At 38.2% G+C, this 20,180-nt stretch carries 13 protein-coding genes, 2 tRNA genes and 3 rRNA genes; 14 read left to right on the top strand and 4 right to left on the bottom strand.

Annotated elements, in window-relative coordinates; genetic code table 11:
• The first annotated feature begins 5 nt into the window (after positions 1-5).
• The 6 genes from HY04AAS1_RS04250 (at position 6) to HY04AAS1_RS04225 (ending at position 6,402) form a co-directional block, all read left to right on the top strand.
• A 16S ribosomal RNA gene (locus tag HY04AAS1_RS04250) occupies positions 6-1,561 on the top strand.
• A gap of 52 nt (positions 1,562-1,613) precedes the next feature.
• A tRNA-Ile gene (locus tag HY04AAS1_RS04245) sits at positions 1,614-1,688 on the top strand.
• A gap of 20 nt (positions 1,689-1,708) precedes the next feature.
• Positions 1,709-1,780, top strand: a tRNA-Ala gene (locus HY04AAS1_RS04240).
• 71 nt (positions 1,781-1,851) lie between these two features.
• Positions 1,852-4,778: ribosomal RNA gene (locus HY04AAS1_RS04235) — 23S ribosomal RNA — on the top strand.
• A 57-nt stretch (positions 4,779-4,835) separates the two neighbouring features.
• Positions 4,836-4,955 (top strand): 5S ribosomal RNA (gene rrf, locus HY04AAS1_RS04230).
• The 16S, 23S and 5S rRNA genes sit together here with 2 tRNA genes alongside, the layout of an rRNA operon.
• A gap of 67 nt (positions 4,956-5,022) precedes the next feature.
• Entirely contained in the window at positions 5,023-6,402 is a 1,380-nt protein-coding gene (locus tag HY04AAS1_RS04225) for a hypothetical protein (protein WP_012513882.1), read from the top strand.
• On the opposite strand, the gene HY04AAS1_RS04220 is transcribed toward HY04AAS1_RS04225, so the two are convergent.
• The 4 genes from HY04AAS1_RS04220 to uvrB are packed head-to-tail and all read right to left on the bottom strand — an operon-like array spanning position 6,399 to position 11,573.
• Complete coding sequence (locus HY04AAS1_RS04220) at positions 6,399-7,970, bottom strand: MlaD family protein (RefSeq protein WP_012513881.1); 1,572 nt, start codon at positions 7,968-7,970, stop codon at positions 6,399-6,401. The genes HY04AAS1_RS04225 and HY04AAS1_RS04220 overlap by 4 nt on opposite strands.
• A 51-nt stretch (positions 7,971-8,021) precedes the next feature.
• Positions 8,022-9,020: a hydroxyacid dehydrogenase gene (locus HY04AAS1_RS04215; protein WP_012513880.1), complete on the bottom strand. Its 999-nt coding sequence runs from the start codon at positions 9,018-9,020 to the stop codon at positions 8,022-8,024.
• Positions 9,021-9,080: 60 nt separating this feature from the next.
• Positions 9,081-9,581 (bottom strand): HAD-IIIA family hydrolase, encoded by a 501-nt coding sequence (locus HY04AAS1_RS04210; protein ID WP_012513879.1) that lies wholly within the window; start codon positions 9,579-9,581, stop codon positions 9,081-9,083.
• Between the two features lie 6 nt (positions 9,582-9,587).
• A complete protein-coding gene (uvrB, locus tag HY04AAS1_RS04205; RefSeq protein WP_012513878.1) occupies positions 9,588-11,573 on the bottom strand; it encodes an excinuclease ABC subunit UvrB in 1,986 nt (661 codons plus the stop codon).
• Positions 11,574-11,904: 331 nt separating this feature from the next.
• Here uvrB and HY04AAS1_RS04200 point away from each other — a divergent pair, with 331 nt between their 5' ends.
• The 8 genes from HY04AAS1_RS04200 to HY04AAS1_RS04165 are packed head-to-tail and all read left to right on the top strand — an operon-like array spanning position 11,905 to position 20,179.
• On the top strand, positions 11,905-12,981 hold the full coding sequence (locus HY04AAS1_RS04200) for a bis-aminopropyl spermidine synthase family protein (RefSeq protein ID WP_012513877.1): 1,077 nt from the start codon (positions 11,905-11,907) through the stop codon (positions 12,979-12,981).
• Between the two features lie 9 nt (positions 12,982-12,990).
• Positions 12,991-14,340, top strand: coding sequence for a mannose-1-phosphate guanylyltransferase/mannose-6-phosphate isomerase (locus HY04AAS1_RS04195; RefSeq protein WP_012513876.1), 1,350 nt, complete (start codon positions 12,991-12,993; stop codon positions 14,338-14,340).
• On the top strand, positions 14,330-15,844 hold the full coding sequence (locus HY04AAS1_RS04190) for a YifB family Mg chelatase-like AAA ATPase (RefSeq protein ID WP_012513875.1): 1,515 nt from the start codon (positions 14,330-14,332) through the stop codon (positions 15,842-15,844). Before HY04AAS1_RS04195 ends, HY04AAS1_RS04190 begins: the two co-directional genes overlap by 11 nt.
• On the top strand, positions 15,844-17,268 hold the full coding sequence (gene wbaP / locus HY04AAS1_RS04185; protein ID WP_012513874.1) for an undecaprenyl-phosphate galactose phosphotransferase WbaP: 1,425 nt from the start codon (positions 15,844-15,846) through the stop codon (positions 17,266-17,268). The genes HY04AAS1_RS04190 and wbaP overlap by 1 nt, the downstream gene beginning before the upstream one ends.
• A 21-nt stretch (positions 17,269-17,289) precedes the next feature.
• On the top strand, positions 17,290-18,120 hold the full coding sequence (gene panC, locus HY04AAS1_RS04180) for a pantoate--beta-alanine ligase (RefSeq protein WP_041308165.1): 831 nt from the start codon (positions 17,290-17,292) through the stop codon (positions 18,118-18,120).
• 1 nt (position 18,121) lies between these two features.
• On the top strand, positions 18,122-18,946 hold the full coding sequence (accD, locus tag HY04AAS1_RS04175) for an acetyl-CoA carboxylase, carboxyltransferase subunit beta (RefSeq protein ID WP_012513872.1): 825 nt from the start codon (positions 18,122-18,124) through the stop codon (positions 18,944-18,946).
• Positions 18,939-19,910 (top strand): DNA polymerase III subunit delta, encoded by a 972-nt coding sequence (gene holA, locus HY04AAS1_RS04170; RefSeq protein ID WP_012513871.1) that lies wholly within the window; start codon positions 18,939-18,941, stop codon positions 19,908-19,910. The genes accD and holA overlap by 8 nt, the downstream gene beginning before the upstream one ends.
• A complete protein-coding gene (locus HY04AAS1_RS04165) occupies positions 19,907-20,179 on the top strand; it encodes a hypothetical protein (protein ID WP_012513870.1) in 273 nt (90 codons plus the stop codon). Before holA ends, HY04AAS1_RS04165 begins: the two co-directional genes overlap by 4 nt.
• The last annotated feature ends 1 nt before the right edge of the window (position 20,180 follow it).

Raw genomic sequence — 20,180 nt, 5'->3', positions numbered from 1 at the left:
AAAATTCTTTGAAGAGTTTGATCCTGGCTCAGCGCGAACGCTGGCGGCATGCCTAACACATGCAAGTCGTACGGAGAGTGGGGCAACTCACTTTCAGTGGCAAACGGGTGAGTAACGCGTGAATAACCTGCCTTTGAGAAGGGGATAACTGTCCGAAAGGATAGCTAATACCCTATATAGCCTTTTGTCACTAAGGCAAAAGGTGAAAGCGAGGCTGTCAAAGGCTTCGGCTCAAAGAGGGGTTCGCGTCCTATCAGGTAGTTGGTGGGGTAATGGCCTACCAAGCCAATGACGGGTAGCTGGTCTTAGAGGATGATCAGCCACAGTGGGACTGAGACACGGCCCGCACCCCTACGGGGGGCAGCAGTGGGGAATCGTGGGCAATGGACGAAAGTCTGACCCCGCAATGCCGCGTGAGGGAAGAAGCCCTTCGGGGTGTAAACCTCTGTCAGATGGGAAGATGGGACTAGGGGCTAATACCTCCTGGTCTTGACGGTACCATCAGAGGAAGGGACGGCTAACTACGTGCCAGCAGCCGCGGTAATACGTAGGTCCCGAGCGTTGCGCGATGTTACTGGGCGTAAAGCGTCCGTAGCTGGTTTCGTAAGCAGATTGTCAAAACCCGAAGCTCAACTTCGGCAAGGCATTCCGAACTGCGTTACTTGAGTCCTGTTCAGGTAGGCGGAATTCCCGGTGTAGCGGTGAAATGCGTAGATATCGGGAGGAACACCAGTGGCGAAGGCGGCCTACTGGGACGGTACTGACGGTCATGGACGAAAGCTGGGGGAGCAAACCGGATTAGATACCCGGGTAGTCCCAGCCGTAAACGATGGATGTTAGGTGTAGTGATAACTTCGCTGCACCCCAGCTAACGCGTTAAACATCCCGCCTGGGGAGTACGGGCGCAAGCCTGAAACTCAAAGGAATTGGCGGGGGCCCGCACAACCGGTGGAGCGTCTGGTTTAATTCGATGCTAACCGAAAAACCTTACCAGGGTTTGAAATGGTAGGAAAGGCTGTCGAAAGATAGCCGTGTTTCCCTTTTGGGAGAAATCCTACCACAGGTGGTGCATGGCCGTCGTCAGCTCGTGTTGTGAGATGTTGGGTTAAGTCCCGCAACGAGCGCAACCCTTGTCCTTATTTGCTTCCTCGTATGAGGTGCTCTATAAGGAGACTGCCGGCGACAAGCCGGAGGAAGGAGGGGACGACGTCAGGTCAGTATGCCCTTTATGCTCTGGGCTACACAGGCGCTACAGTGGCAAGGACAATGAGTAGCAAGAGTGTAAGCTCAAGCTAATCTCACAAACCTTGTCGTGGTGCGAATTGAAGGTTGAAACTCACCTTCATGAAGCCGGAATCGGTAGTAATGGCGTATCAGCTATGTCGCCGTGAATACGTTCCCGGGCCTTGCACACACCGCCCGTCACGCCACGGAAGCTGGTGTTTTCGGAAGTCCTCAAGCTAACCCGCAAGGGAGGCAGAGGCCGATGAAAACATCGGTAACTGGGGCGAAGTCGTAACAAGGTAGCCGTAGGGGAACCTGCGGCTGGATCACCTCCTTTTTTAACGGATAACACTTGCTACGCTATCCTCTCATTGAGCTATTAACCCTTAGGGCCTCTAGCTCAGTTTGGTTAGAGCGTACCCCTGATAAGGGTAAGGTCACTGGTTCAAATCCAGTGAGGCCCATTATCAGGGATGCGTATTAAGGGGATGTAGCTCAGCGGGAGAGCGCCTGCTTTGCAAGCAGGATGTCGTGGGTTCAAATCCCACCATCTCCATGTATAAAACGTGGAGAAGCTCATACTTTATAAGTTGAATAGGTTTGAGAGAAGAAGTAATTAAAGTGGGTATGCAAGTTAGTAAGGGTCCTTGGTGGATGCCTTGGCAGCTAGAGTGGATGAAGGACGTGGTAAGCTGCGATAAGCCGGGTGGAGGTGCAAACAGCCTTTGAGGCCCGGATCTCCGAATGGGGCAACCCGCTATGGATAATACCATAGCACCCGAAAGGGGCACACACGGGACGAAGTAAAACCTTCTAGTAGTCCCAGGAAAGGAAATCGAATGAGACTCCCTCAGTAGCGGCGAGCGAACGGGGATCAGCCTAAACCTACAAAGTGCCATGGTGGCAGCCTTAGCTTTGTAGGGGTCGTGAGGCGAATCTTCAAGACCCTGCCAGGTCTTGCGGAAGTTACAAAACTTTATGCTAGCAAAAGCGCTTGGAACAGTGCGCCATAGAAGGTGAAAGCCCTGTATGCGAAAGCATAAAGTCTTCCGGATGCGTCCTCGAGTACTACCGCCCCCGCGGAAGGTGGTAGGAATCTGGGGAGACCACTCTCCAAGGCTAAGTACTACTAGCTGACCGATAGCGCATAGTACCGCGAGGGAAAGGCGAAAAGAACCCCGGAAGGGGAGTGAAATAGAGCCTGAAACCAAGGATCTACAATCCAGTGGAAGAGGCTTTTGCCTCGACTGCGTGCCTTTTGCAAAATGAGCCAGGGAGTTGTCCTAAGCTGCAAGGTTAAGTCGCAAGACGAAGCCGAAGGGAAACCGAGTCCGAATAGGGCGTTAAGTAGCTTGGGGCAGACGCGAAGCGGAACGATCTACCCATGCCCAAGGTGAAGGACAGGTAATACTGTCTGGAGGCCTGAACCAGTCGGTGCTGCAAAACCGTTGGATGAGGTGTGGGTAGCGGTGAAAAGCCAATCGCGTTCCGGGATAGCTCGTTCTCTCCGAAATAGGTCGACGCCTAGCGTCATGGTAGCTTCTCTCAGGTAGAGCCACTGGAAGGGCTAGGGCCTCGAAAGGGGTACCGAACCCTACCAAACTCCGAATGGGGAGAAAGCGGTCCATGGCAGTCAGTACCCGGGGGATAAGCTCCAGGTACGAGAGGGAAAGAACCCAGACCGTCAGCTAAGGTCCCTAAACTGAGCTAAGTGGGGAAGGATGTGAAATCCCTAAAACAGCCAGGAGGTTGGCTTAGAGGCAGCCATCCTTTAAAGAGTGCGTAACAGCTCACTGGCCTATTGGGGTTTCGCGCCGAAAATTTAGCGGGGCTAAGCTCAGTACCGAAGCTACGGACAGCATCAAGCTGTGGTAGGAGAGCGTTCCCTGTTGGCTGAAGTCAAAGCCGTAAGGCATGATGGACGACAGGGAAGTGAGGATCCTGGCATGAGTAGTAGCGAAGATAGATGAGAAATCTATCCGCCGGAAGCCCAAGGTTTTGGCGTCAATGTAAATCATACGCCAGTTAGCCGGTACCTAAGGTGAGGCCGATGAGGCGTAGCCGATGGAAAACGGGTCAACATTCCCGTGCCAGCTAAGTGGAGGTTAAGTCATGACGTAGGAAGCTAAAGGCAGCCTGCTATGGAATGCAGGTTCAAGGTAGTAGGAGGAAGGGATAGGCAAATCCGTCTCTTCATACTCCGAGAGCTGATGAAGTAATTGCCTTGACGCTACACTACCGAGAAACAATGGCGTAACCTTTGAAGCTTAGCTGACCGTACTGGAAACCGACACAGGTGGGCTGGGTTAGTAGCCTAAGGCGTCGGGGGAACTCTCCTCAAGGAACTCGGCAAATTAACCCCGTACCTTCGGAAGAAGGGGTGCCCATGGAGGTTGTAGTTTTTCAGCGAAGGCCTCCGTGGGTCGCAGAGACCAGGTGGTGCCGACTGTTTACCAAAAACACAGGACTACGCAAACTCGAAAGAGGACGTATGTGGTCTGAAACCTGGCCAGTGCTCGTAGGTTAAGAGGCGGGGTGCAAGCCCCAAATCGAAGCCCGGGTAAACGCCGGCCGTAACTATGACGGTCCTAAGGTAGCGAAATTCCTTGTCGGGTAAGTTCCGACCTGCATGAATGGTCCAACGAGTGCCACGCTGTCTCGAGGAGAGACCCGATGAAATTGTGATGCCGGTCAAGACACCGGCTACCCACGGCAGGACGGAAAGACCCCGTGAAGCTTCACTGTAACCTGACATTGGACTTTGACCTATCCTGCGCAGGATAGGTGGGAGGCTAGGAAACCCCTCTTTCGGGAGGGGTGGAGCCGCCGGTGAGATACCACCCTGGATAGGTTAGAGTTCTAACCTTAGCAAGTGAGCCTTGCAAGGGACAGTGTCAGGCGGGCAGTTTAGCTGGGGCGGCTGCCTCCCAAAGAGTAACGGAGGCGTCCAAAGGTACCCTCAGGCGAGTCGGAAATTCGCCATCGAGTACAAAGGCATAAGGGTGCCTGACTGTGAGACAGACATGTCGAGCAGACGCGAAAGCGGGGCTTAGTGACCCACATGCATTCCAAGTGGAAGGGCATGTGATCAGCGGATAAAAGCTACTCCGGGGATAACAGGCTAATTTCGCCCGAGAGCCCCTATCGACGGCGAAGTTTGGTACCTCGATGTCGGCTCCCCCCATCCTGGAGCTGAAGCAGGTTCCAAGGGTTGGGCTGTTCGCCCATTAAAGGGGGACGCGAGCTGGGTTCAGAACGTCGCGAGACAGTTCGGTCCCTATCCGCCGTGGGCGCAGGAGTTTTGAGAGGGTCTGTCCTTAGTACGAGAGGACCGGGACAGGGAAGGCTCTGGTGTATGGGTTATCACTCCAGTGGTAGCGCCCAGTAGCTATCCTTCTACGGAATAAGCGCTGAAAGCATCTAAGCGCGAAGTCCACCTCAAGATAAGAACTCCCTGAAGAGCCGTGGAAGATGACCACGTTGATAGGCCCTGTAGTGGAAGCCAAGCAATTGGTGGGGCTAAAGGGTACTAATAGCTCGTTCGACTTGCATACCCACTAACTTCTTCTTTCTCAAACCTATTGAGCTTATAAAATTAAAAATCAAGATTCTCCGCGGGCAATAGCGAAGGGGAAACACCCGGTATCCATTCCGAACCCGGCAGTTAAGCCCTTCTGCGCCGATGATACTGTGCTGGGCAAACGGCACGGGAAAGTAGGTCGCCCTCGGGGGTTAAATTTAAGTTTATTTTTATTTTTATTTTATAATCTTTTTATAATCTTTTATTATAATACTTTTGTGGAAGAAGATATAACAAAAAAGTTACAAGAGTTGCTTGATAATCAAAAAGCTATCATAGAACGTTTAAACAATTTAGAAAACTTTGCAGTAATAAATATAACACAGTTAAAAAACGATTTGTTTTTCCAGTCTTATCAGCAGTTTCATACGTTACAGCAAGGTATATACGCTATATCAAGAAAAATTAACTCGAACAAAAAACCGAGAGTCGTGTTCTTAATACATCATTTACAGGCTTTTTATAATATAGAAGATGTTTATTTTACTTTTAAAAACTGCGAAAAAGTGGATACAGTTGTAATAGCTATAAATAACCATTTTAAAGATGCAATGATAGCAGAAGGGGCTGATGAGGTATCAAAAGAACTAACAATAAAGGGTATAGAGCATATAACTTTTAATATGGAAAATACTTACTATGCTCTTGATATTCTTTTAGCGTTAAATCCAGATTATATTTTTATACAAAGTCCTTGGGATAACGATAGGCCATTGGCTTTAAAAGTACCATATGTCATGTTTGCAAAAATTTTATATGTTCCTTATTATCCAATTACACTGGTAGAGCATTTTAAACCAGAGCAAGACGATCTTCACTTTAACTCCTACGTTCATAATTTAGCTTATAGAATATATGTTCAAACGGATATTGACAAAAGTTATTTTGAAAAGTATCAAATATTAAAAGCCAAAAACGTGAAAGTTGTTGGTAGTACCAAGCTATATAGGTTAAAATATCTTAGAGAGAATAAACAAAAAGAAGAAATGTCTAAATATATGTTTACTTTGATATGGGCACCTCATCATAGCGTAGCTCAAAGATGGCTTGGTTTTGGAGTTTTTCATAAAATCTATCAAGATATGACAAGATTGGCAAAAGAAAACAAGGATATGAAGATTATTTTTAAACCACATCCATTTTTAAGAAGATCTTTGATGGAGCATAATATTATGCATAAGGAAGAATACGATAAATGGCTTGAAGAATTTAGTAATATGGGAAACGTTGAAATCTACACTGGAGGAGATTATTTTTCTATATTTTCTGAATCCGATGCTATGCTTACAGACGGACTTTCGTTTTTGGTGGAGTATCCTGTGGCTACTGGGAAACCTCTGATATTTTTTGATTCAAAGACTCATCAGTCATTAAATCAAATAGGCGAATTAGCTTTAGAATACGCTTATAAAGTAGATAATTTTGAAGATTTTAAGAGTATATTAGATCATTTGATTAAAAGCAAACAAAACAAAACTAAAGACAAGATGTATGAAAAGCGTATTGAAATACTTGAGGAAATGGAAAAGCTTTTAATACCAGATAAAAATCCAGCTGAAGCTATACTTGAAGATGTGTTAGAAGATTGGTATGGTTAAGGTATTTTTACTGCTCCAAGCAAATATTTCAAATCGTTGTCCGTAAACATGAGCCCAGCTCCTATAAAACCACCTGTAAGTTGACTGTTTAGTATATCTGTTATACCACCCCTTACAAAAAGTGGGCCAAAAACTTGATATGTAGCACCTATTTGTAAATCTGGTTTTAGGTTTGGCATATTAGGATAATCTTTTCTACCAAAATTCCACAAATCTGAAGTGAATGTAAGTCTGTTGTTGTATATATAGTCAAATCCTACCGCTCCAGTAGATTCTTTCAAACCACCTCTTACAACAAAGTAAGATTTTCCTGGCCTAAAGAACGGATCTTTAAAAATTCTGGCGTATTGCAACGTATATTCTGGCTTATACTCATATATGGTTTGGGGGTTGTTGTTTATGTATTGAGTTGTAACTCTACCCATTGAGTTACCAACGATTTCAAAAAGATAGTACTCGTGGTTGTTGGGTTGAAATTTTAAAGACAGTATACCTTTTGATTGACCAGCTCTAAATAGTTCAAATCTACCACCTATATAAAGGTTTGACCTGTTGACAATTTTGCCAAAATGTGAGAATGTAGAAAGAGCGTCGTTTGCATTTGCGTATAAACTTTTATCATTTACTAGCTTACCCAATGTGCCTTGGCCAGTATTTATTTTTGCCAGTATTTGGTTTAGCTCATCGGAGCTTTGTTTTAGGCTTTTAGAAAGTTCAGCAAAATTTTTAATAGATGTATGCACACCGTTTTGATTTTCCACTACCAAGTTATTCAGATTCTGAGAAAGCGTATTTAAATTTGCCATCAAAACAGGAGTTTGATCTTTTAAGGTAGAAGAAAGGACTTTTAAATTTTCAACAAGAGTCCTTATATCTTCTTTGTTTTGCCCAGTTATTTGAGCTAAATTCTTTGCGGTTCTATCTATATCGGCTATAGTTTGAGGTAGAGTAAGGTTTAGTTGGTAAGTAAGCATGTCTAAGTTAGAGATAGTTTGTCTAAGAGCGTCTTGATTTTGGGCTACCATAGTATTTAGGTTTTTGGTAAGAGAATCAAGGTTTTGAATAATCCCTTGGATTTGATCCCTATTTTGAGATATTATACTAGCTAAATTGGAGGCTACTACAGAAAAGTTCTTAGCGGTGTTGTTTAGATTTTTGATGAGAGATTCCGTATCTGATGAAACACCTATGTTTTCTATCATACTGTTTGGCGGAAGTTCGCCGTATATAGAATGCCCTTCTTCTACAGATACGTATTTATCTCCCATGAGCCCAAGAGTACCTATAGACACCTCGGCATCTTTATATATAGGAATATCTTTTTTTACAGAAAAAACCACCAAAACTTTACCGTTTCTAAAGCTAATCTTTTCAACTCTACCCGCTTTTACACCGTTTACTCTTACTTCTGCTCCAACGCTTAAACCATGTACATTGTCAAGCAGCGCCTCGTATGTGTTAGATTTTTCAAAAAAATATCTTATACTGCTAAAACTTATTGCCATGAAAGCAAAAGCTATAGCGCTTAAAAGAAGAAAAAGACCTAGCTTAAAATACTTCGACTTCACACCTATATTATACTAAAAATTGGTTTATCAGTCATTTTAAAAACCAAAATACTATTTAACAACGTTCTTAGCCTGATTTTTCAAAAAGGATTGTATATTTTCAAAGGTAGTGTTCAATATCCTCTGAAGCCCTTCTTTTGTATTGTAAGCGTTGTGTGGTGTTATAATAACGTTTGGATGTTTGAGGAGGTAATTTATCTCTAAGGCTTTTTTGAGAGTTTCTGCAGACAGGTTTTCATTCCACAAAAGATGTTCTTCCATCACCACCTCTTCTGATTCAAAAGTGTCTATGGCAGCTCCAGCCAATATCTTTTGCTTTAAGCCATATATTACGCTTTCGGTTTCTACTACTTTACCTCTTGATGTGTTTATAAGAAAACTTCCTTTTTTGAAAAGTTTTATATTGTCCATATTTATAAGGTGATGTGTTGATGGCAAATAAGGCACGTGTAATGTGATAAAATCTGAAACAGATAAAAGCTCGTTAAAATCTAAATACTTTATACCTGCATCTATAAGTATTTGGTTTTGCCTTGCATCGTAGCAAACAACGTCCATGCCAAAACACCTTGCCAAAAGGGCTGTTCTTGCGCCTATCCTACCAGTGCCAATTACACCTAAAGTTTTGCCAGCGAGTTCAATACCCCTTAAATTCGATGTTTTGTATACGCCCTTTTCTACGTTATCTATAGTTTCTCTTAGTTTTCTTGCTAAAGCTAACATAAGCATTATAGCGTATTCAGATACGCTTTCTTCACCATAGGACGGTACATTGCATACTGTTATTCCTTTGGAATTTGCATAAGCTACATCTATATGGTCAAAACCAGTAGACCTAGTAGCTATAAGCTTTAAATCAGGTAGGCTATCTATCACGTCTTTGCTGATTTTAGAATATATGAAAACGCTAAGTATTTCTATATCATCGGGAATTTCTACTTTATCTATCGTTTCATTTGAAAAGCATACAAGCTCCAAATTGTTTTCTTCTACAAAATTTTCTATGTAAGGCATTTCCCAACTCTCTAGTTCACAAAAAGCTATTTTCATAAACCCTCCTCTCACCTTGATTATATAACATAAAAATTAAAATTTTATTAAAATAAGAAATTAAACATCAAAAGATTCTAGTATGTTAGTTAGCTGTCCGGTTAGCTCAAGAACATGCTCTATGGCTTCTCGCAAAGCACCATCGCCACCTTGTCTTTTTGTTATATATTTACAAAAGCCTTTTACGTAATCATGGGCGTTTGAGGGGGCAAAGCTTAAACCTACTCTTTTTAAAATGGGAATATCTACTACATCGTCTCCCATATAACAAATTTCTTCATCTTTTAAAGCAAAATCTTTTTTTATCTTGTTGTAAATATCAAGCTTGTTGTGATTTCCAGTGTATATTATGTCTATCTTTAACTCTTTTAACCTGTTTATCAATGCTTCAGAATGCCTTCCAGATATGACACCAAATTTTATGTTTGCGCTTTGAAGAAGTTTTATGCCAAGTCCGTCCAATACGTTAAAAGCCTTTATCTCCTCTCCATTTTTTGTGTAGTAAAGCTTTCCATCCGTTAAAACTCCGTCTATATCAGACAAAAACAGTTTTATATTCATAAAAGCCTAAAACAAGCCAGCCACTTTTTTAAGTTCGTTTATCTCATCTCTTATTTTTGCAGCCTTTTCAAATTCCCATTTTTTAGAAGCTTCCCACATCATCTTCTCAAGTTTATTTAAACGTTCTACCAAGTCCTTTTCTGTCTTAATATCTTTTGGTATAGAATCTGGTACTTTCACATAGTCTAAGTCTTCTATGCTTAAAAGCTCTTTAACAGGTTTTACAATGGATTTTGGTATTATGCCGTGCTCTTCGTTGTAGCGTTTTTGTATTTCTCTTCTTCTGTTTGTTTCATCTATGGCTTTTTTCATAGATTCTGTGATGCGGTCAGCGTAAAGCATAGCTTTGCCATTTATGTTTCTTGCCACCCTTCCTATAGTTTGTATAAGTGAAGTGGTGCTTCTTAAAAACCCTTCTTTATCAGCTTCTAATATAGCCACCAAAGAAACTTCAGGCATATCTATACCTTCTCTTAGCAAGTTCACACCAACAATAACGTCTATTGAGCCTTCTCTGAGCTCTTTTATAGCCTTTGCCCTTTCTATAGCATCTAAATCAGAGTGAAGATATCTTGCTTTTATCCGCCTTTCTATGAGATAATTCGCTACATCTTCTGATAATCTTTTTGTGGTGGTTAAAACTATAGCTCTCTCGTTTCTGGCTTTTACTTTTAAAATCTCTTTTATCAAATCTTCCAACTGATTTGTAGTTGGTCTTACTTCTATCTCTGGATCCAAAAGACCGGTGGGTCTTACTATTTGCTCTACTATGACTCCTTTTGAAAACTCTATTTCCCAATCTCCTGGTGTAGCTGATACAAATATAACTTTATTGATTTTTCTTAAAAACTCATCAAACTTAAGGGGCCTGTTGTCTAGAGCGGCGGGTAATCTCCATCCATAGTCCACTAACTTTTGTTTTCTGGATATGTCTCCGTTGTACATACCTCTTACTTGCGGTATGGTGACATGAGATTCATCCACTATGAGTAAAAAGTCCTCTGGCATATAATCGAGCAGTGTAAAAGGAGGCTCCCCTTCTTTTCTGCCGTCAAAATATCTAGAATAATTTTCTATACCTTTGCAATGGCCAATTTCTTTTATCATCTCTATATCGTACATAGTCCTTTGCCATAGTCTTTGAGCCTCTATTTCTTTGCCTTGAGATTTAAAGTATTCAACTCTTGCTTTTAAGTCTTTTTCTATCTTTTCTATAGCTTCCATAAGGGCTGGTTTTGGGGCTACATAGTGTGTGGCTGGAAATAAAACAGTATAATCTATTTCTCTTATAACATGTCTATTTAGTAAATCGAGCTCTTTTATTGAATCTATTTCATTGTCCCAAAACTCTATGCGTATAACAATGTCATCAGCATGAGAAGGCACTATTTCGATGGAATCCCCACCTCTTACAGAGAAAGTTCCTCTTTTGAAAGAGAAATCGTTTCTCTCATAGCCTATCTCTACCAATTGACGTGATAATTTTAAAGGATCTAGTTTTTGTCCTTTTAAAAGCTGAATACGCATATTTACATAATGTTCTGGAGAACCAAGGCCGTATATACAGGATACCGAGGCTACCACTATCGTATCGGCTCTTTCGATTACAGATTTTGTGGCGCTGTGACGGTATTTATCAAGTATGTCGTTTATGGAAGAATCTTTTTCTATGTAAAGGTCTTTTTCTGGTATATAAGCCTCAGGTTGATAGTAATCATAGTAAGATATAAAATACTCTACAGCGTTGTTTGGAAAAAGTTCTTTGAACTCTCTGTAAAGCTGTGCTGCCAACGTTTTATTGTGGGCCAATACAAGTGTTGGTTTTTTGTATTTGGCTATAATGTTTGCTATGGTGAAAGTTTTACCAGTACCTGTAGCACCAAGAAGCACTTGGGCTTTTGCGCCGGCTTCAAAATTGGATAACAGCTTATCAATAGCTTTTGGCTGGTCTCCGGCTGGTTTTAAATGTTTTTTTAATTGGAAAAAACTCATACATAAAAATTATAAAAAAATAAATGTTTATATCAATGATTTATATTTTAACTTAGTTAATATGAAAATCTAGCTTGCACCTCATCATTTTTACAACATAGATTGCCAGATGGGTTTGACAAAATGAATATGCCTGTTCAAAACAGAGATAAGATTTTTAACATGTTAAGAGGCATGTCTGAGAATTTAAAACAATTTTACAGTTTTGACGAATGGTATAACTGCGTACTATGTTGAATTATTAGCTATAAAATAAACGCTTAAATTTATACTTAAGCATAATAGCTCGAATTGTGGTATAATATCACCACCAATTTAAGGAGGTGATGTTTTGAGTACTGCAAACAAGCTTGTAGAATTGGCAGAGAAAGCCAAAGAGAAAGGTGGAGTAAAGTTGTATAAGAAAAATATAGAAATGGTGTTGTCTGGGCTTTTGATAACGGGAAACTTTTGGAGCATAGTAGATTATGCAGATTTACCGGTACCAGCAGCCGCAGGCATTGTAAACACGCTTTTAGAAGAAGGGTATGTGTTTGTGGACCAAAATCAAGATGTGAGGCTTACTCAAAAAGGGTATGATCTTATCAAAGAATATAATATACATCCAAGAAAAGAACATAAATGTCAGGCTTGTGAAGGTAGAGGTATACCATTTTATTTAGATATAGAACTTTATAGAGCATTTTTACAAGAGACAAAGAATAGACCAAAGGCTATACAGGACTATGACCAAGGTTCAGTAACCCCAGAAACTACAGTTAGTAGAGTGCTGTTTATAGATTCAAGAGGGGATTTGCAGGGTAAAGATATAGTTGTGATGGGAGCAGAGGATGATTTGACAGGATTGGCGATAGCTCTGTCAAGAAAGGCAAACTCTGTTACTATAATAGATATAGATAAGCGCTCTATAGATTTTGACAACGAGATATTTGAAAGGCATGGCATAAAAAATGCAAAAGCGTTTGTATGGGACTTGAGAAAGCCTCTTCCAGAGGAAATGCTTGGTAAATTTGACGTATTTATCACAGATCCACCAGAAACGATAGCGGCCTTTAGCGCTTTTATAAAAAGAGGTATTTCGCTTTTAAAAGATGAGGGAGCTGTGGGTTATTTTGGACTGACGCTAAGGGACTCTTCTATATACAGATGGAGAGAATTTCAAAAAATACTTACTGGAGAAATAGGGGTGGCGATAACGGATATAATTCAAGATTTTAACAACTATATTACGTGGGATTATCATAAAGATACAAAAGCTTACGAATTGGCACCGGTAAAAAAAGACCCGGAAGGCATATGGTATCGCTCCGCTTGGTATAGAATAGAGGCACTTCCTGGTTTTTCAAGATGGAACGGTGTTATATCCGATGAAGACTTATACTTAGATGAAGAAGGATCCACTACGTAAATAAATAGTATGGATATTACAGCTGTCATACTGTGCGGGGGCTCTGGTACTAGGCTCTGGCCCTTATCCAGGTCCAACTATCCAAAGCAATTTTTGAGGCTTTTCTCAGAGTATTCTTTGTTCCAAGAGGCTGTTTTAAGAGTAAAAGACATAGCAAAAGAGATACTTATAGTAACCTCTGATAGGTATTATTGGATAGTGGAAAACCATTTGAAAGAGATAAACATAAAAGCAAATATAATTACAGAGCCAGCTGCAAAAAACACAGCCCCTGCTATAGCTTTAGCCACCTATCATACAAAAGATAACGATAGTTTACTTATAATACCATCAGACCATAGAATTGAAAATAAAGAGCGTTTTCAAGAATATATAAAAAACACTTATACATATACAAAAACTCATATAATAACCTTTGGTATAAGCCCAACGTACCCAGAAACTGGATATGGATATATAAAATTAGGAGATACGCTTTCAAAAGAAAACAATATATATAAGATAGAAAAATTTGTAGAAAAACCAAGTAAAGAGTTAGCCCAAGAATATATAAATTCTGGCAAATATCTTTGGAACAGCGGGATGTTTTTTGCAAGCAAAGAGCTACTGATAAACGAGTTTAAAAAAATAGATAGCACCCTTTATGATATATCCACAAAAGGGGACCTAGAAAGCTTTAAAAAAGCAAAAGCCTTATCGTTTGATTATGCAATTATGGAGCACACTCAAAAAGGTGCATGTGCAAAGCTTGATATAAAATGGTCTGATGTTGGTTCGTGGCTTTCTGTTTATGAAGAGTTAAAAAAAGATGAAAACAACAACGCTATTTTAGGGGAAAACTATATAAGTATAAACTCTGATAACAACCTCATAATATCGAATAAAAGATTGGTAGGTGCTTTGGGACTAAAAAACTTAATAATAGTTGACACGGAAGACGCTACGTTGATAGTTGACAAAAATAACTCTCAAGATGTTAAAAAAATTGTTGATATACTAAAAGCTAAAAACGATAAAAGAGCGGAAGAATCTTTAATATCTTATAAGCCTTATGGGTATTATGTGCTTTTAGAAGAGGGAAAAAATTTCAAGATAAGAAAGCTTTTGTTAAAACCAAAAAAACATATATCTAAGCAAATGCACCATCATAGAACAGAGCACTGGATCGTCTTAAGAGGTACAGCCAAAGTCCTTATAGCCGATAAAGAATATTTTTTTCATGAAAACGAAAGTTTTTTTGTGCCCAAGTCTACATGGCATTATATTGAAAATCCTGGTATCATAGACCTTGAAATGTTAGAGGTGCAAAGCGGTGAATATTTGGAAGAAACCGATACTATAAGGGAAGATGTTTTTTGAGATAATTAGCGGTGGACTTCTTGGTATAGAGGGAATAAAGGTAACAGTAGAAATAGACGTATCAAACGGGTTACCGAGCTTTAACATAGTAGGATTACCCGATGTTGCCATAAAAGAATCAAAGGAAAGGGTAAGATCAAGTCTAATAAACAAAGGTTTTGGTTTTCCACCAAAAAGAATAACGATAAATTTATCGCCTTCTAATCTAAAAAAACAAGGTACATTTTACGATCTTCCAATAGCGATTGGCATTCTTAGTTATCTTGATTTGGTAAATAGAGAAAATGTGAAAAATTATGCTTTTTTAGGGGAGCTTTCTTTGGATGGGGTTATAAAACCAATAAACGGTGTACTTCCTATGGCATTGGCCCTCAAAGAAATAGGTATAAAAAACATAGTGGTACCTATAGAAAACGCTCAAGAGATTTCTTTTTTAGAAGATATAAAAGTATATTCTCCAAAAGATATTGTAGAGCTAGTGAACTTCATAAACCAAGACATAACTATAAGCCCTATAAAACATAAACAAGAAGTAAAAGAAGAAGATTATCTTGATATGATTGATATAATAGGTCAGAGTATGGCAAAAAAAGCTTGTGCTATAGCGGCGGCTGGTTTTCACAACATGCTTTTAATAGGACCACCCGGCAGCGGAAAATCTATGCTAGCAAAAAGACTTCCAGGTATTATGCCACCCTTGGATGAAGAGGAATCTTTAGAAGTATCAAAAATATACAGTGTAGCAGGACTTTTAAAAAACTCACTTATAAAACAAAGACCCTTTGCGTCACCACATGCAAGCGCATCTGAAGCATCTTTAATAGGTGGGGGCAGCACTCCGAAACCAGGTGCAGTATCTTTAGCTCACAAAGGTGTATTGTTTTTGGATGAGATGCCTGAGTTTAATAGGAAAGTTTTAGAAGCACTAAGACAACCCCTAGAAGACAAGGAGGTTACTATATCTAGGGTATATGGTAGTATAAAATTTCCCGCTTCTCTTCTTTTGGTGGGGGCTATGAACCCATGTCCTTGTGGATATCACAAGAGCAATTTAAAAGCTTGCAAATGTACATCGAACCAAATAAAACAATATCAGTCCAAGATATCTGGTCCTTTGTTGGATAGGATAGATTTGTTTGTAAGCGTAGAAGCTCTAAAAGAGCATGAACTTATAAACCGAAAGAAAGAAACATCTTCTAAAGATTTAAAAGATATGGTTTTAAGGGCTTTTGATATTATGACAAGGCGGTTTAAGAATTCAAAAACAAAGTTTAACTCAGAAATGACCGAAGAAGAGATAGATATGTATTGTATACTGGACGAGCCTGCAAAGAAAGTTTTAAGTGCCGCCATAACAAACTTAAACCTTACCGGAAGATCTTATGCAAGACTTTTAAAGGTATCTAGGACTATAGCAGATATGAATAATTCAGAATACATAAAACCAGAGCATGTAAGCTTAGCTCTTCAATTTAGGCCCAACACCAGCGGTATTTTACTCTAATGAGAAGGTTCTTAAGAATCTTTTTGCTTATATTAATAGACGTTTTGGCTTTTTATATTGCGCTTTTTTTAGCTTATATAACAAGAAAAATATTGGGAAAGCTATTTATAAAAAATGTTGTTTTTTCATTTAGTTTTGAGCATTTTTTATCTTTTTGGTGGATGCCTCTTGTATTTATATTTTTTTTATGGTATCAAAAGCTTTATACTAGAAGATATTCTTTTTGGTATGAGGTAAAAGAGATGCTAAAAGCTGTTTTTTTATCGGGTGTTTTTGCCTTTGCGGTGCTATCTCTTAGTAAAATCTCTTTAGAAATGTCTAGGCTTACCTTGATACTTCTTTGTTTTTACGCTATTTTTACTATATCTATTTTAAGGTATGTAGGAAAAAAGATACTAAACTATCTTGATATTTGGAAAAGCCCAATAGTTATAATAGGGGCTGGGTCTTCTGGAAAAAGCGTAGCAAAGGGCATTGTAGATGACTGGTATCTTGGATATGAAATAAAAGGGTTTTTAGATGATTTTAAAAGTAGTTTTGTTGAAATAAAAAGCATTAAGATACCAATAATAGGGAAAATAGAAAAAATAAGAGAGCTAAAAGAAGAGAATATAGAAGCTGCTATCGTTTCTATACCATCTTTGGGTAATGAAGAGCTTGCTCACCTTGTAAACACAACCCATAGATATATTAAGCAGGTGTTTGTAGTACCCGATTTGAAAGGTATAGGGCTTTTAAATAGTGAATTGTATCATCTTTTTACAGAGCAGCTTTTTTTAATAAAGATTACAAACAACTTAGATTCAAAATTAAACCAAATAATAAAACAGACTTTTGATATTTTACTATCTTTGATTACGCTTCCTATATTGCTTTTTGTTATAAGTATCTTTGTTATATTGATAAAGATAGACAGCGAAGGGCCGGTGTTTTTTGTACAAGAAAGATTGGGTAAGAACGGCAAAATATTCAAATGCATAAAGTTTAGGACAATGTATGTAAATAATCAAGAGATACTGAAAAATTTTTTAAAGGAAAATCAAGATGCTCAGTTAGAATGGCAAACTTTTAAAAAGTTAAAGAAGCATGATCCAAGAATCACGAGAATAGGTAAGTTTTTACGAAAAACTTCTTTAGACGAGCTTCCTCAAATATTCAACGTTTTAAAAGGGGATATGAGTTTGGTGGGTCCAAGACCTTACTTGCCTTCCGAGGAAAAGGATATGGGAGATTACAAAGATTATATACTTCTTACAAAACCAGGTATTACAGGTTTATGGCAAGTAAGTGGAAGAAACGAGCTTTCTTTTGAAGAAAGACTTAAGCTGGATACTTGGTATGTGTTAAATTGGTCACTTTGGTTTGATATAGTAATAATACTTAAAACAATTAGGGTTGTCTTCAAAAAAGAAGGGGCTTATTAGATTTATTGTATAATGAAAACTATGGACATTTGTAAAGATGTAGAATGTGTTAGGGCTTTTGTTAACATTAGAAAACAGCAATCTAAAACGATTGGTTTTGTGCCTACTATGGGATATTTACATGAAGGGCATATGTCTTTGGTAAAAGCTTCAAAAAGTATGTGTGATATTACTGTGGTTAGTATTTTTGTAAATCCAAAACAGTTTGGCCCTAAAGAAGACTACAGCAAATATCCAAGAAACTTAGAAAGGGATTTAAAGCTTTTAGAGGAAGCTAAAGTAGATATGGTTTTTATACCTGATGTAGATACAATTTATCCAGAGGGTTTTTCTACAACTATAAACATAGGGCCTTTAGCAAATGTTTTGGAAGGTGCTTTTAGACCTGGGCATTTTGACGGTGTGTGTACGGTTGTTACGAAGCTTTTTAATATAGTAAAGCCAAATAAAGCTTTTTTTGGAGAAAAAGATTATCAACAGCTAAAGATCATCCAAAAACTTGTAAAAGATTTGAACTTAGACATAGAAATAGTACCTATTCCTACAAAAAGAGAAGAAGATGGACTTGCTATGAGCTCAAGAAACACCTATTTGAACGAAGAACAAAGGGAAAGGGCAAACACCATATATAAATTTTTACTAAAAGCCAAAGAAGCTTTTGAAAACGGCATAAAAGATACTGATAAGATTATAGAGTACGCTAAAGCTGTGCTTGATGTGGATGTTGTTTATTATATAAAAATAGTAGATAAAGAAACGCTTGAAGAAAAGACAGCTCCAAGTAAGTATGATAGAATACTTATAGCTGTGAAAATAGAAGATACTAGGCTCATAGACAATATAGAGATTTGATATGGGTATACTTGATTTTTTTAGAAAAAAAGAAAAGAAGGAAAACCTTTGGACAAAGTGTGAAGAGTGTAAAAATATACTTTTAGCTCAAGAGCTTGAAACTAACTTCTACGTATGCCCCAAGTGTGGTCATCATCATCAAATGAATCCATACCTATGGGCAAGTATGCTTCTTGATTACAACTATAACGTACTTTTTGAGTACATACTACCTACGGATTTTTTGTCTTTTAAAGATACAAAAAGATACAAAGACAGGCTAAAAACTTTGAAGGAGACATCAAATACGTCAGAAGCTATGACGGTGTTTGATGGAAAATTATCTGATTACCCTGTTGTTTTGAGTGTTATGGATTTTAGTTTCATAGGTGGAAGCATGGGATCTGTAGTAGGCGAGAGGTTTAAATTGGCTTCTTTAAAAGCAGTCCAAGATAAAAAACCACATATAAGTGTAGTCACTTCTGGTGGTGCCAGGATGCAAGAGAGTGTAATATCGTTGATGCAGATGGCAAAAACTTCTATAGCGGTGGATATCATGCATAAAAATGGAATACCTTTTATTACTGTACTAACAAATCCAACCACTGGAGGTGTGTCGGCATCTTTTGCATTTTTAGGAGATGTTATCATAGCAGAACCAAAAGCTATAATAGGATTTGCAGGTGCAAGGGTTATAGAACAAACCATAAAACAACAACTACCAGAAGACTTTCAGACATCGGAATTTTTACTAAAAAAAGGTATGGTAGACATGGTAGTACATAGACATCTTATGAAACAGACATTGAAAAACTTGCTTAATTTATTATTTTATAAAAATGCTTGATGTTTTGGAGTATATAAAAAAAGATAACAGTCTAGACAACTTAACGCATACTGTTGTATATGGAAAAGATATATATTTTATCCAATATTTTGAACAGCTTATAAAACAAAAATACGATACAAAAACATATTGGGCAGACGAACTTGATTATGAAAATTTAAGAAATATAATCACTTCTAGGAATATTTTTAACAAAAAAATAGTTATTATAATAAAAAATTTTACGGAACTCTTAAACAAATTAAAAAAAGAAAATTTGGATTTTATAAAAAAAACTCAAAACATAATTATATTTGAGGAGTACGAAGATCTAACAGAAAAAGATATAAAAGCCGTTCAAATCATTCTTGGAGATATAAATATATTAACATCAAAGCAAAAAAAACCCGATTATCTTAAAAGCCTTATACAGAAAAAATTCAAAAAAGAAGGCATTGACTTAAACCAAGACATAATAAATGAATTGTTAGATACAATAGGTACAGATTCTTTAAACCTAAAAAATGAAACGGATAAGCTTCTTGTATTGGCAAAATCTGTACCAATTACAAGAGAAACACTTTCAAGAGCTCTTGTAAAAGAACCAAAAGATGAAGCGTTTTCTATCGTAGATGCTTTGATAAAACAAGATATAAAGAAAGCGCTATCTATCTTTTACGATAATATCAAGTTGGGTCAACATCCATTGGTAACTCTTGGGTTTATGCAAAAACAATTTATAAATATGTATTTGGCTTTTAAGATGAATGTAAGTTTTGATGAGGTATGTAAGATTTTAAATATAAGTCATCCGTTTCAGAAAAACATATTATCAAAACAGTTAAGTATCGTTAATAAGGATAAGCTTTTTAGTATTGTAAAGGCTCTTCAAAGAGCCGATATGAGCATAAAATATTATTTTAACGATCCAGTGGAAGTTTTGGAAAAGCTTATCATAAATATTGGGTTAATATTAAAATCATGAATGTAAATACCGATATAAATAATATGGAAACACTGATAGCTGAAATAAAGAAAGCGCTCGAAAGGCCTTTTGAATATCAAAATGTATCTTCTAAACTTCAAGAACTTTTAACTATCATTGAAAAATCTCCGGAAGAATTTATACTAAAACACATGGATGATTTGTTGTTTATATCTAACGTTGTATTAGAGCTAAATATTATAATAAACGGACTCGTATTAGAAACTGTAAGTTATATTAAGTCTAAAGGATTTTCGGCCAGGGTTTGAT

Source organism: Hydrogenobaculum sp. Y04AAS1, assembly GCF_000020785.1.
Taxonomy (GTDB): Bacteria; Aquificota; Aquificia; order Aquificales; family Aquificaceae; genus Hydrogenobaculum.
The sequence above is the reverse complement of the archived record's forward strand: the minus strand, read 5'-3'. Positions and strand labels throughout refer to the sequence as shown.